12 protein-coding genes are annotated in these 12,665 nt (G+C 63.8%); 4 read left to right on the forward strand and 8 right to left on the reverse strand.

Annotated elements, in window-relative coordinates; genetic code table 11:
- Position 1 precedes the first annotated feature (1 nt).
- The 8 genes from PIN01S_RS13565 to PIN01S_RS13600 form a co-directional block, all read right to left on the reverse strand.
- Positions 2-1,216, reverse strand: coding sequence for a sensor histidine kinase (locus PIN01S_RS13565; protein ID WP_084336209.1), 1,215 nt, complete (start codon positions 1,214-1,216; stop codon positions 2-4).
- A 122-nt stretch (positions 1,217-1,338) separates the two neighbouring features.
- On the reverse strand, positions 1,339-2,814 hold the full coding sequence (locus tag PIN01S_RS13570; RefSeq protein ID WP_084336210.1) for a sigma-54 dependent transcriptional regulator: 1,476 nt from the start codon (positions 2,812-2,814) through the stop codon (positions 1,339-1,341).
- 217 nt (positions 2,815-3,031) lie between these two features.
- On the reverse strand, positions 3,032-3,328 hold the full coding sequence (gene fliT, locus PIN01S_RS13575) for a flagellar protein FliT (RefSeq protein WP_084336211.1): 297 nt from the start codon (positions 3,326-3,328) through the stop codon (positions 3,032-3,034).
- A 25-nt stretch (positions 3,329-3,353) separates the two neighbouring features.
- On the reverse strand, positions 3,354-3,734 hold the full coding sequence (gene fliS / locus PIN01S_RS13580; RefSeq protein WP_084336212.1) for a flagellar export chaperone FliS: 381 nt from the start codon (positions 3,732-3,734) through the stop codon (positions 3,354-3,356).
- 65 nt (positions 3,735-3,799) lie between these two features.
- Positions 3,800-4,192, reverse strand: coding sequence for a flagellar export chaperone FliS (gene fliS, locus PIN01S_RS13585; RefSeq protein ID WP_084336213.1), 393 nt, complete (start codon positions 4,190-4,192; stop codon positions 3,800-3,802).
- Positions 4,193-4,194: 2 nt separating this feature from the next.
- Positions 4,195-5,574: a flagellar filament capping protein FliD gene (gene fliD / locus PIN01S_RS13590; RefSeq protein WP_084336214.1), complete on the reverse strand. Its 1,380-nt coding sequence runs from the start codon at positions 5,572-5,574 to the stop codon at positions 4,195-4,197.
- Between the two features lie 71 nt (positions 5,575-5,645).
- The gene (locus tag PIN01S_RS13595; protein WP_084336215.1) at positions 5,646-6,029 is read right to left on the reverse strand and encodes a flagellar protein FlaG; all 384 of its coding nucleotides are present in this window, start codon (positions 6,027-6,029) and stop codon (positions 5,646-5,648) included.
- Between the two features lie 74 nt (positions 6,030-6,103).
- Positions 6,104-7,294 (reverse strand): flagellin, encoded by a 1,191-nt coding sequence (locus PIN01S_RS13600; protein WP_084336216.1) that lies wholly within the window; start codon positions 7,292-7,294, stop codon positions 6,104-6,106.
- A gap of 530 nt (positions 7,295-7,824) precedes the next feature.
- Between PIN01S_RS13600 and PIN01S_RS13605 the strand changes: the two genes are divergently transcribed.
- The 4 genes from PIN01S_RS13605 (at position 7,825) to PIN01S_RS13620 (ending at position 12,582) form a co-directional block, all read left to right on the forward strand.
- Entirely contained in the window at positions 7,825-10,008 is a 2,184-nt protein-coding gene (locus PIN01S_RS13605; RefSeq protein WP_174604939.1) for a zinc metalloprotease, read from the forward strand.
- 36 nt (positions 10,009-10,044) lie between these two features.
- Positions 10,045-10,344: a hypothetical protein gene (locus PIN01S_RS13610; RefSeq protein ID WP_084336217.1), complete on the forward strand. Its 300-nt coding sequence runs from the start codon at positions 10,045-10,047 to the stop codon at positions 10,342-10,344.
- Between the two features lie 207 nt (positions 10,345-10,551).
- Positions 10,552-11,349 (forward strand): protease inhibitor BamI-like protein, encoded by a 798-nt coding sequence (locus tag PIN01S_RS13615; protein ID WP_084336218.1) that lies wholly within the window; start codon positions 10,552-10,554, stop codon positions 11,347-11,349.
- A gap of 48 nt (positions 11,350-11,397) precedes the next feature.
- The gene (locus PIN01S_RS13620) at positions 11,398-12,582 is read left to right on the forward strand and encodes an RICIN domain-containing protein (RefSeq protein WP_212633071.1); all 1,185 of its coding nucleotides are present in this window, start codon (positions 11,398-11,400) and stop codon (positions 12,580-12,582) included.
- Positions 12,583-12,665 lie beyond the last annotated feature (83 nt).

Genomic DNA, 12,665 nt, shown 5'->3' on the forward strand with positions numbered 1-12,665 from the left:
ATCACTCCCGATTGACCGGTTGGGCCGCCGGAATCAGCGGCAACTGAAGAATGGCGCAGGTCCCGCGACCGACACGCGAAAGCAGGCGCAGCTCGCCCTGGTGGGCACGGGCCACGGCCTTGACCACCGCCAGGCCGAGGCCGGTGCCGGTGGTCTTGGTGGTGAAGAAGGGTTCGCCCAGGCGCGCCAGGGTGGCGGCGTCGATGCCGGGGCCGTTGTCGCTGACGCACAGGCGCAGGGCGTCGCCCCGGGCATAGAGGTGGATCTTCAAACCGGTGTCGCTGCCACCGGCCTGGATGGCGTTTTCGATCAGGTTGACCACGGTGCCGACCAGGGTGTCGCGGTTGCACAGCAGCTCGCCGTCGCGAGCGTCGCATTGCCAGCGAACCTGCATGCCCTGCACGTGGGACTCCGCGGCGGAACGCAGCGCCGCGAACAGCTCGGCAGGCGCCAGGCGATCCGGCAGCGGCAGGTCACCACGGGCGAAGATCAGCATGTCGCGCACCTGGTGCTCCAGCTCGTGCAGACGCTCCTTCAGGCGCCCGGCGAAACGCTGCTGCTGCTCGGTCGGCAACACCTGTTCGGCGAGATGGCTGGCATACAACAGGGCGGCAGTCAGCGGGGTGCGAATCTGGTGAGCCAGGGATGCCACCATGCGTCCCAGGGAGGACAGGCGCTCGTGGCGGGCCAGTTGGTCCTGCAGGCGACGGGTTTCCGTCAGGTCGGTGAGCAGCACCAGTTGCCCCGGCTCGCCCTGCAGCGAACGGGTGGCGATGGACAGGCGGCGCCCGTCCTTCAGGGAAATCTCATGGCCATCGTCCTTGCGCGGCGCGAAACAGCGGGCGATCACGTGGCGCCAGAGCAGGCCCACCAAGGGTTGACCGAGCAGGTTGCGCGCCACCGGGTTGGCCTCACGGACCACGCCCTGGCCGTCGATCACGATGACACCGCCGGGCAGCAGATCGAGCAGGCTTTGCAGACGCATGGCCAGGCGTTCTTTTTCGGCCAGCTCCTGCATGCGCTGGGCACTGACCAATGCCAGTTGCCCTTTCAATTCATTGACGCGCGCCTCCAGCAAGCCGTAGGACTCGTTGAGCTGGGAGGACATCTGATTGAACAGCGCCAGGGTCTGTTCCAGACCGGCACGGCCAGCATCCTCGAGGGCGATGGCCTGTTCCGTTTCGGCAGGGTTTAGCGGGCGGGCGGCTGGGTTCATTAGTCTCTCTCGCACGTCGGACCGTCAGTGGACGGTCAGGTCGAGAGAGACTTAGCAATACCCGTGCCTAAAAATTATCGCTTTATTTTCAAATACTTACGCATACGCGTCGGAAGTACGCGTCAATCCTCCGGCTGATCCTCGTCGTCGCGACGGCTCATGCCGTACTTGCGCATCTTCTCCACCAGGGTGGTGCGGCGGATACGCAGACGCTCGGCGGCACGGGCGACGATGCCGCCGGCATCGTCCAGGGCCTGCTGGATCAGTCCCTGCTCCAAGTTGCCGAGGTAGTCCTTGAGGTCCAGCCCCTCGGGCGGCAGCATCGCCGGCGACGTCATGCCCGGCAGGCCGGCGTTGATCGCCGCGCGCTCTTCCAGTTCCTCGCGCAGGCTGGCCGCCAATTGTTCGTCCTCGTCATCCACGTGACGGAATTTCTTCGGCAGCTCGGACACGCCGATCACCCCGTAGGGATGCATGATCGCCATGCGCTCCACCAGGTTCGCCAGCTCGCGCACGTTGCCCGGCCAGTCGTGGCGGCAGAGCGACATGATGGCCGCCGAGTTGAAGCGGATGGAGCCACGCTTCTCGTGCTCCATGCGCGAGATCAGCTCGTTCATCAGCAGGGGGATATCCTCCACCCGCTCGCGCAACGGCGCCATCTCGATGGGGAAGACATTGAGTCGGTAGTAGAGGTCTTCGCGGAAAGTCCCCTGCTCGATCATCTTCTCCAGGTTCTTGTGGGTGGCCGCGATGATGCGCACGTCCACCGTCTGCGTCTTGTTGCTGCCGACCCGCTCGAAGGTCCGCTCCTGCAGCACGCGCAGCAGCTTCACCTGCATCGGCAACGGCATGTCGCCGATCTCGTCGAGGAACAGCGTACCGCCGTTGGCCAGTTCGAAACGCCCGGCGCGGCTGGTGATGGCACCGGTGAAGGCGCCCTTCTCGTGGCCGAACAGTTCGCTTTCCAGCAACTCGGCCGGAATCGCACCGCAGTTCACCGGCACGAAGGGCGCCTCGCGGCGCTTGGAATGGTAATGCAGGTTGCGCGCCACCACTTCCTTGCCGGTCCCGGACTCGCCGAGGATCAGCACGCTGGCCTCGGTATCGGCGACCTGCTGCATCATCTGCCGCACGTGCTGGATGGCACGGCTGGTGCCGACCAGGCTGCGGAACAGGTTCGGTTCGCGTTGGCGGCCGCGCTCGCGGGCCTGGTCGTACATCTCGCGGTAGACCTGGGCACGGTGCAGGGAATCGAGCAACTTGTTGTAGCTGGGCGGCATTTCCAGACTGGCGAGTACACGCCGACGCACGTCTTCCGGCCACTCCGGCGGCGCCGATTCGCCGATCAGCACCAGCGGCAGGTATTCGTCCCAGTTGCCCAACTGCTTGATCAGCTCCAGCGCTCCTCCCTTCGACTCGACGGAACCGAGCAGGACGCTCAGCACGTCGCGGCTGGCATCCAGGGATTCGACAGCGGCCCGCCAGTCGGCGCTGCCGCAGGCCAGATGCTCCTCGCCCAGGAAGTTCAGGATGACCGCCAGATCGCGGCGGCGCTCGTTGTTATCGTCGACCAGCAGGATTCGGGTTTCACGCCACATCTGTCAGGTTCTTTTTCCGGAGGAGGCAGAGGGGTGACTACACTCGCGTCAAAAGCACGAAAGCGCCATCATTTAGCCACTAATTTAAGTCAAAAATTTGAAGCGTGTCAATTTTATGGCGTGAAATTAATGGTTTTTCTGCCGAATTGCACCCCCTGACAGGGGTGCAATTCATGAGAGAGGGCATGGAGGGGAGCCCGGCGGGCTCGGAAGACGATCAACCGAAGAGTTGGTAGACCTTGGCACGCTGGGCCGACTGGTTGAGCTGGATCAGCTCGCCGGCCAGACGCTGCTGCTCACGGCTGCAGACGGCGATCAGCTCGCGATAGAGGGACAGCAACTCCTGCATGCGGCTGCGCAACAGGTTCTCGTCGCTGGTTTCGGCGTCCATCGCCTCTTCCACGGCCAGGCGGCATTGCTGATCGAGCTCGCCGATGGCCGTCCAGTCCTGCCGCGACAGTGCGTCGCGCAGAGCCGAACCGGTTGTTTCGAGGCGCTGAAAAGCTGGATTCATGGTGTTCTCCTCGTCGATCCGGTGCTCAGGAGGCAATGCCGTCCCAGCCCGTCTTGACTTCCCGCAGCAGGCCCGCCACTTCGTCGACCAGCGCCACGTCGTTGTTCACGTTGGCCTCGACCAGTCGGGAGACCATGTATTCGTAGAGACTGTCCAGATTGGCCGCGATCTCGCCGCCCTTCTGGTGGTCCAGGCCTTCCCGCAGGCCGCCGATGATGGCGATGGCCTTGCCGATCAGCTCGCCCTTGAGCGAGGTCTGCCCACGCTCCAGAGCCCCCTTGGCCTGTGCCAGGCGGGCCAGGCCGCCTTCGAAGAGCATCTGGATGAGACGATGCGGGCTGGCATCCAACACCTGGACCTGGGTATTCACCGTCTGGTATTGCCTGAGGGCTGCCATTGCATTCATGGGTCGATCCACCTGTTCAGTTGATACCTAAGGTATCGGTGAACAGTGGAAAAACTTTATGCCTCTTAAGGCAAATTCGTCGCCTTGACTTCTTCGTGCTCGCCGATGGCGTCCCAGGCTTCCTTGATCTGCAACAGCAAGGCTTCGACCTCGTCGAGGCTGCGTGGCGTATCTTCCAGGGCGACGCCGGCCAGACGCCGGGTCATGTAGTCGTACAGCGCGTCGAGGTTCTCGGCGATCTGGCCGCCGAGTTGCTTGTCCAGGCTCGCCTGGAGCACACCGAGAATGCTGATGGTGGAACCGACCGCCACGCCGCGCGTCTCGCGATTGCCTTGCGCCTGGGCGAGGCGTGCCAGGGAGATGCGCTCCAGGGCGCCAGCCAGGAGCATCTGCACCGCCTGGTAGGGGGACACTTCGAGGCTGGTCTTGACCTGCTTGTAGGTATCGATCGAACTCATGGTCAGCTGCTCTTCTTGACGACGCCGGGGAGGTTGGAGAACGCACCGGACATCCAGTCGCTGGTCCGCTTCAACTGGCCGACCAGGGAGTCCATCGCGTTGTATTGCGTGTATAGGCGTTCCTGAATCTTGGCGATGCGTGCATTGAGCTGGATCTTCTGATCGTCGACGCTACTCAGCGTCTGCTGCAGGCCGCTGACTCGTTGCTCCAGCACGCCGCCGGTCTTGGTATAGCCATCGACCTTGTTGTTCAGACGGGCCATCAGACCGTTGTCGCCGGTGAGGAAGCTGCCGACCGCGTCATAGTTGCTGTCCAGCACTTCGCCGAGCTTGGTGTCGTCGATCTTCAGCGTGCCATCCTTCTGCGTGGTGATGCCAAGGTCGGCCAGCACGCGCAGGTCGCCGCTCCCCATGGGGTTGGTCAACTCGCTGCGCACGCCACTGACCAGGCTGCGCACCGTGGCGTCGCCGACCAGGTTGCCGGTGACCGGCTCCTTGCCGTCGCCCACCGACACTACGCTGGTCAGCGTCTTGGTGGTGGACATCAGCTTGTTGTAAGCGTCGACGAATTTCTTCAGGTTGTCCTTCACCGCCGAGGTGTTCTCACCGACGGTCAGAGTGACGGTCTTGCCGGTTTCCGCTTGCAGCAGATCGAGGGTCACGCCCTCGATGACGCCGCTGACGGAGTTCTTCTCGCTTTCGATTTCCAGGCCGTCGATCTTGAACTTGGCGTTGGCTGCGGTACTCAGCGCCGCCGGCATGTTGGTGACCAGCGACTGGAGATCGCTGCCCGCATCGGCAACGCTCATGGTCAGGTCGTTGCCGGCACCGGTCTTGTTCGACGACAGCACCAGCCGGGAGGTATTGGCCACCGGGTCGGTGACGATATTGGCGCTGATGCCCTGGTCCTTGAGCTGCGTGTTGATCGCATCGCGAACATCCTTGAGGCTGGCGCCGTCGGCGATGTTCACGTCGAAACTGGAGCTGCCGAGGCCAATGGTCAAAGTACCGCCGGCGGCAAAGGTGGAAGTGGAATCGCCGCTCACTGCGCCGGATGCGATCTTGCTCGCCGATGCCAGTTGGGTGACTTCGATGCTGTATTTGCCGGCAAGGGCTGTCTTGCCGACCGTCGCGGTGAGTCGCGCGGTATCGGAAGAGGTCGCCTTGCGGGTATCGAACAGGCTGAGGTCGTTCAGCCCCTTGATGGCGCTCTGGAAGTCGCTGACCGCACTCTTGAGCGTCCCCAGGGCGGAGATCTTGGCGGTCGTCTGAGTTTCGAGACGCTTGAGCTGCGCTTCCTTCGGCGCCTTCTCGGCCGCTGTCAGCGCAGAAACGATGGAATCGATATCGATTCCGGAACCCAAACCCGTGATGCCAGCCATATCCTGTGCCTCGTCAAAGAGTCGACGGTTACCCGTCGCAATAGGCCAAACCAATCAAGAAGCGTGCCGATTCAGACCTGGGTCTTGAACAACAGGCTGCGCATTTCCGAAAGGCTTTCCGCGAGCTTGAGCGCCTCTTCGGAAGGAATCTGTCGGATCACGTCGCCGGATGCGGCGTCGGTGACCTTGACGACGATACGGCCGCTGCCATCGTCGAGGGAGAAATTGATGTCGCGTCGGACCGACTGCACGAACTCCTGGATGCTGCTCACCGCGTCTTCCAGTTGACCCCGGCTCACGCCGGCGGCGACGCTACCGTCGCGCTCGGCCTCGGTGGCCTTGGTGCTGGCGACAGTCGGCTCGGCCGGCTTGGAGGCCGCTTCCCGAGCAGTGCTGGAGACGGTGGGCTGGGTGCTGCGCGGCACAGACCAATCGTTTATCGAGCTGATGTCCATCTTTTACCCCTCACAACGAGGAAATGGGAGGAAGGGTTACCCCCTTCCTCCCATCGGTTGGCGCCGTTTGCCGATTAGCCCAGCAGGCTGAGCACTGCTTGCGGCAGCTGGTTGGCCTGGGCCAGGATCGAGGTACCGGCCTGCTGCAGAATCTGATTCTTGGTCAGATTAGCAGTTTCGGCAGCGAAGTCGGTGTCCTGGATCCGGCTGCGTGCGGCCGACACGTTCTCCCCGATGTTCTGCAGGTTGCCGATGGTGTTCTCGAAGCGGTTCTGGACCGCACCGAGGTCGGCGCGCTGCGCATCGATCTTCTGGATCGCCTGGTCGATGATGATCACCGCCTTCTGCGAACCGATGGTGTCGGTGATGTCCACGTCGGCAACCAGGTTGTCGTCGGTCACGTCGGCCAGGCTGACAGCGGTGGTGGTCGCAGCGGTTTCCGCGTCGTCGATGGAAGCACCGGAGCCGAAGGAGAAGCTCTCGATCTCACCGGCAGCGCTACCCGAACCCAAGGCGGTCACCAGGTCGATATCGCCGCTTTCGTTGACGAAGGCACCGATGCCGATGTTGGCGTCGTTGATCACGGTGGCCAGGGCCTGGACCTGCTCGGCCTGGGTGGCACCGCTGGCGAAGGTGGCGCTGAAGGTCTTGGCAGTGCCGTTGGCCATGGTCACGGAGATGGCGATGGCACCCGATGCGTTGGCCGCACCCGCAGCAACGTCGCTCGCGGCGATGCTGCCGGAGGAGAAGGTAGCCTCCATCGATTCGGTGCTCATCTCGTCGATCTTGACGCTGATGGTTTCGTTCGCGGCGCTACCGACCTGGAAGGTGGTGGTGCCGAAGGTACCGTCGAGCAGTTTCTTGCCACCGAAGGAGGTGGTGTTGGCGATACGGTCCAGTTCCTTCTTCAGCTCGGTCACTTCGGAGTTCAGTGCCTTGCGTTCTTCGGAGCTGTTGGAACCGTTGGCCGATTGCAGGGCCAGATCGCGCATACGCTGCAGGATGGAGGTGGACTGCTGCAGGGCGCCTTCAGCGGTCTGGGCCATGGAGATGCCGTCGTTGGAGTTCTTGACGGCGATGTTCAGGCCGTTGACCTGGCTGGTCAGGCGGTTGGCGATCTGCAGGCCGGCGGCGTCGTCCTTGGCGCTGTTGATGCGCGAACCGGTGGACAGGCGCTGCAGGGACACATCCAGAGCCTTGGAAGAGGTGTTCAGGTTGCGCTGGGTGTTCAGCGATGCAACGTTAGTGTTGACGGTCAAAGCCATGATGGTTGTCCTCCGTAGGACCTTACTTCGTTTGCCTGGGCTTGCGACTCTGGCCTGCAATGCTCAGGCAACCGTTGAGTTCGCATTCGTTCTTTGTATCGGCCCTTGCGGAAATTCCTTTAGGGCCCTTCCCTCAATTTTTTTCCTACTACCGCCAGAGGCCGTGTTTGACGCGGGACTTGGCGGGTTCGTATGGCTTATCGGCATCACCCGGAGAGACTTGAGGAAGAAAAAAAGCCCCACCGACGATCATCGGAGGGGCTTCCTTATATAAGAGGGCAACTGTGAGGACGTCGGGCTCTGCAAAGGCGCATGAACGCTGCCCTACCGTTCGGCGCCTCGCCACCATGGCGTTTTGACTTTCGCCGGGACGCTTCCATACTTTTTCACGCCATGCGCATTGAGCATGACATCAACCGAAAGGGATCCCTCAACCCAGGGGGGCCGTACCGGTTCATGCAGTTCGCTCGCGTCGTGGTGGTTGGCATTACGGGCAGGTAGGCCCTCTTGTTGAATAGGAGTGTTCAACGATGTCCAGCCATTCCCGAACCACGACGTTCCCGCCCCTCCCCGATCTGCTGACCTCGCCGACCCGCGCCGATGCGCCCACCGCGGCGCTGGACCCGTCGATCGCGACCGCGTCGCTGGGATCGATCGTGTTTCCCCCGATCCATTCCCTGCGCGCCGGCTGCTGGTTGCTGAACTACAAGCCCACGGGTGCGCCGCTGGTGTCCTACGACGGTACCCTGCGGGTGGAAAGCCATAGTGGCGGCCGTACCGTCAGCGGCGATCTCTACCAGCGGCCCGTGATCTACCTGCCGCTCAACCTGAGCGCGCCCCTGCCCGCCCAACCGGGCAAGCCGACGCTGGTGCCCGAGCTGTCGTGGAAGCCCATCCTCCTGGGCGGCCCGAACCCGGCCAACGGCATTCCGATCCTGGCACGCTCGCGCTACCGCTATTACGTGCGGGTGACCGCCTTGCCGGAGTACTTCTACTTCGGCAACACCTTTACCCTCGGCTTCGAGCTGTGGCGCTTCACCGCGCCGAACACTTGGGTGAACGAAACCACGCTGACCGCGCAGATGGTGCGCATGAGCGGCCCCGCGGGCTATCCGTCCCCTGCCGACTACGCCGAAGGCGATGTCAGGAACGCGTCCAACACGGTCGTCGGCCGCCTGACCATGGGCTGGCTGTCCACCTACTACCGCCGCTGCACGGTCGAGATCGACACCGTGAGCGGCTCGGAGCGGCCGCTCGCCAGCGGCGTCGGCCACACCTGGCAAACGGTGATGGACGAAGTCGGCTGGCAAGTGAACCTGCACCTCAGCGACGTCGATGTCGCCGAGGCCAGCGGCGCCTCCTGGTCCAATACCGAGATGCACGCCTCCATGCTCGCCCGCCGCGCGGCCACCAACCTCGACAGCGAATGGCGCTACCACGTGCTGGCGGTGAAGAACATCGACTCGACCCCGCGTGGGATCATGTACGACAACGGCGGCACCGACTCCAACAACGTGCCGCGCGAAGGCATCGGCATCGCCTCGCACTGGATCATCGATGCCGGCTGGGGCACGGTCAGCGGCCAGCGCTTCGGCACCGCCGACGCGCCCTACTTCCGCACCGCCGTGCACGAGATCGGCCACGCCATGGGCCTGTACCACAACTTCGCCGACCTCGGCTTCATGTGCACCAGCGACGTGATCGCCGCCGCCGGCACTCCCGGCACGCCATTCCCCAGCAACATCCAGTGGTCGTTCCATCCGGACAACCTCAAGCAACTGCGCCACTACCCCGACCCCTTCGTGCGTCCCGGCTCGGTAGCGTTCGGCGGCGCCTCGATGAACACGCCGCTGATCACCCCCACCGACCTGGAAATCGACGTGGAAGGCCTGGCACTGGAAGTGAAACCGCTGCTCGCCGAACTGCCACTGGGAGCACCGGTGCGGGTGGACATCGCCCTGGTGAACCGTGGCGACCGCGCGATCCGCGTCCCGGCCAATCTCAGCCTGAAAGGCGAGTTCGTCAGCGGCAGCGTGATCGATCCGGCCGGCACTTCCCGCTCGTTCCGCACCGTAGTGCACTGCCTGGAGGATCACGCCTTCAACCTGTTGCAGCCGGGCGAGCGGATCGAAGACTCCATGACCCTGCTGCGCGGCGCCGAGGGCGCCCTGTTCGGCACCTCGGGCGTGCATGAAATCCAGGTCGAGGTGCACTGGGACGTGGAAGGCATGGTCGCCCGCGTGGCCGGCAGCACCACCGTGATGGTGACCGCCGCGGTCGATGCCCGGCATGCGGAAGCGGCGCACCAGATCCTGGCGACGCCCGATGCGCATCTGGTGCTGGCCATCGGCGGCGACCACCTCACCGAGGGCATCAAGGCGATCCAGTGTGCCCTCGACTCGCCGGTGCTGCGGCCGCATTACGCGGTCATCGAAGCCAAGCGCGTCGCGCGCCGCTTCAGGAACCGCAAGGCCGATCTGAAGGCCGCCGCCGCGCTGCTGGAAGACGGCTGCGTGATGAGTCCCCGTGAACTGGGCAAACTGGCGAAAGCCGCCAGCCAGGCCGATACGGGCGGCGCACCGCTGAAAGAACTGTCCAAGCAACTCAAGGCGCGGGCGAAGAAAATGGCCCTGCCGGTCGCCGACCGGCGGGCGCTGGATGCGCTCGACGAGCGCGACAACGGCAAACCCGATACGCCCCGCCTGCGCGCTTGAGCGGTAACCGGGCGAAACGCGGAGAGGAACAGGACGATGACAGCGCACGATCCACGGCTGGTGGGAAGCTGGCAGAAGATCGACGACGCGGCCTGCGCGGCGAAGTACGCCGCGCACCTGCGCTTCGAACCTACCGGTCTCTACTTCGGCAGCACCGAACCCGCCGGCGGCTTCACCTGGTGGGACGGAGGGACTTGGGCGACGGAGGTCCCCGGCCGTCTCGCGCTGTCCATCGCCAACGACGAAGTGGTCATCTACGCCTATTCGCTCGACGACGACACCTTGACCGTGGATGACCCTTCGGGGTGTCGCTTCCGCTATCGCCGAGCCCTTTGATCGGTGTCCTAACGAACGACCTCGGCGGAGAACGCTCGCCGAGGTCGCATTTCCCCAGCTCGGGCACGTAACTCGAAGCAGGTGGCACGCCTCGGGTGAGGTCATCCACGCTTTGACAATTTCCTGCCCTGGCAACGCTGCGCTCCTGGTTTCGCCTTGTTAGGTTCCGTTCCGGGCATTTTCCCGCGGTAACCGAGACAGCATTCCATGCCACTACACCACAAGGCGGCGCTCGCCTGCGCCGCCATACTCTGTACGGTCGCGTCCATCGGCTGGCTACTGACCTCCGGCACCCAGGCCACCGATCACCAGGCCGCCTCGGTGAAAGCCGATTCTCCTACCGCTTCGATCCAACCGGGCAAGACCGTACCGGGCGAGGTCGACACGGCCGCAGCGCAGATCGGTAAATCGAAGCAGGACGACGAAAAAACGCTGCAACTGCTCATGCAGCCCGATCCCAACCCCTACTACGCCACCTTCGGCGACCGCCTGCAGGAAGTGTTGGCACGGCGCGACGGCCAGACCGTGGACGCGAAGAAGCTCTGGGCGGCGCTGCAGGAAAAAGCCGCCTGGAAACCCCTGGAGGGCTCACCCGACCAGTTGCCGCTCACGGCGGAACAACGCAGCGACGGGCGTGAATTCATCAACATCGATCCGCTCAAGATCGAGTCCCTGGTTCCCGGCGATCACCTGGAAGTGCCGATCGCCCAGGCCAACCAGACCTACAACGTCGTCATCGATCACGTGCGGTCGACGGACGGCCAGAGCATGACCTGGTCCGGCCATATCGAGGAACTCTCCCAGGACAACCAGGTGACGATCACCCGGGGCAACGGGCTGATCGTCGGCGGCATCACCACTCCCCAGGGCCTCTATGCCCTGCAGGCCCACGGCAGCCAGGGCTGGATCGCGACCAACGCCACCCTGTTCAAGAAGGGAGACAAACACATCGAGGTCCCGTCCAGCCAGGACAACGCGGCCACCGATAACCACGCAGGGCACTGAGCCCGCCCCGCCACAAAGCACTCAGGGAACGTAACCACGATGCGAACGATGCGCTCATTCGTACGCCAGGCAGGCATGACGACTGCATTGGCTCTTCTGCCGCTGGCCATGGCCCAGGCCGCCCAGGTCGATCTGCTGGTGACCTACGACGACTACAGCAACACCTATTTCAATGGCGACGTCCAGGCCGCCATGCAGAGCTGGGTCGAACAGATCAACACCATGTACACGAACAGCCAGGTCGACGTGCAACTGCGTCTGGTCGGGGTCATGAACCGAAACGACGCCGATACGGATATGGACAATGTCCTGCACAGATTGCGGGTGGACAGCGCCGTGGCGCAGAAGCGCGCCGAACTGGGCGCGGACTACGTCACTCAGTTGCACAAGGGCAACGACAACTACTGCGGTGTCGGCTACCTGGCGATCCATCCGGATTGGTCGTTCAGTGTGGTAGGCGCGGACTGCGGCGCCCAGGCCATGGCCCACGAACTTGGCCACACCATGGGCCTGCATCATTCCCGACGCCAGGGCAACACCAGTGGGGTACGTTACGATTACGCCCTGGGATACGGCGTTGACGGCGTGTTCGCCACCATCATGGCTTACGGGAGCGTCTTCGGTGCTCCCTCGATACCCAAGTTTTCCAACCCTCGGATTACCTGCAACGGCCTGCCCTGCGGCGTGGAGGCTGGAAAGCCCGAACAGGCGGATGCCGCGCTGGCCATCAACAACGTGCGCGACGAAATCGCCGGCTTCCTGCCGACCAGGGTCACCCAGGCAACGCCGGCAACCGCGACCCTCGCCAACGGCACCTACAGCATCAAGGCCAAGCACAGCGGCAAGTGCCTCGATGTGACCGGCGCCTCGACGGCAGATGGCGCGGCGCTGATCCAATGGACTTGCCACCTGGCCAACAACCAGCGCTGGATTCTCACCGCGCTGGGCGACGGCTACTACGAGGTGAAATCCAAGCACAGCGGCAAGTGCATGGACGTCACCGGCGCCAGCACTGCGAACGGCGCGCGCCTGCAGCAATTGGCATGCTCGCGCGGTAACCAGCAGCAGTGGCTCATCGAAGCCCAGAGCGACGGCAACTACCGCATGACCGCACGCCACAGCGGCAAGGTCGCCGATGTGCTCGGGGTATCGCTGAACAATGGCGCGGCCCTCGCCCAGTGGAACTGGCAGAACGGCAACAACCAGCAGTTCACCTTCACACGCCTGGAATGACCCACGAACCCACGGGCGCCACCTCACGAAGGCAGCGCCCGTGCCGTTCACCTTCCCTCCCGCCTACCGCTGTCGCCGCCGTA

This window comes from Pseudomonas indica NBRC 103045, assembly GCF_002091635.1.
Taxonomy (GTDB): Bacteria; Pseudomonadota; Gammaproteobacteria; order Pseudomonadales; family Pseudomonadaceae; genus Pseudomonas_M; species Pseudomonas_M indica.

Bases quoted from the DNA above. Each gene is read 5' to 3' on its own strand.
- fliS (WP_084336213.1), bottom strand. From the start codon at position 4,192: ATGAGTTCGATCGATACCTACAAGCAGGTCAAGACCAGCCTCGAAGTG.
- PIN01S_RS13615 (WP_084336218.1), top strand. From the start codon at position 10,552: ATGCCACTACACCACAAGGCGGCGCTCGCCTGCGCCGCCATACTCTGT.
- PIN01S_RS13610 (WP_084336217.1), top strand. From the start codon at position 10,045: ATGACAGCGCACGATCCACGGCTGGTGGGAAGCTGGCAGAAGATCGAC.
- PIN01S_RS13605 (WP_174604939.1), top strand. From the start codon at position 7,825: ATGTCCAGCCATTCCCGAACCACGACGTTCCCGCCCCTCCCCGATCTG.
- PIN01S_RS13595 (WP_084336215.1), bottom strand. From the start codon at position 6,029: ATGGACATCAGCTCGATAAACGATTGGTCTGTGCCGCGCAGCACCCAG.
- PIN01S_RS13565 (WP_084336209.1), bottom strand. From the start codon at position 1,216: ATGAACCCAGCCGCCCGCCCGCTAAACCCTGCCGAAACGGAACAGGCC.
- PIN01S_RS13570 (WP_084336210.1), bottom strand. From the start codon at position 2,814: ATGTGGCGTGAAACCCGAATCCTGCTGGTCGACGATAACAACGAGCGC.
- PIN01S_RS13600 (WP_084336216.1), bottom strand. From the start codon at position 7,294: ATGGCTTTGACCGTCAACACTAACGTTGCATCGCTGAACACCCAGCGC.
- fliT (WP_084336211.1), bottom strand. From the start codon at position 3,328: ATGAATCCAGCTTTTCAGCGCCTCGAAACAACCGGTTCGGCTCTGCGC.
- fliD (WP_084336214.1), bottom strand. From the start codon at position 5,574: ATGGCTGGCATCACGGGTTTGGGTTCCGGAATCGATATCGATTCCATC.
- fliS (WP_084336212.1), bottom strand. From the start codon at position 3,734: ATGAATGCAATGGCAGCCCTCAGGCAATACCAGACGGTGAATACCCAG.
- PIN01S_RS13620 (WP_212633071.1), top strand. From the start codon at position 11,398: ATGCGCTCATTCGTACGCCAGGCAGGCATGACGACTGCATTGGCTCTT.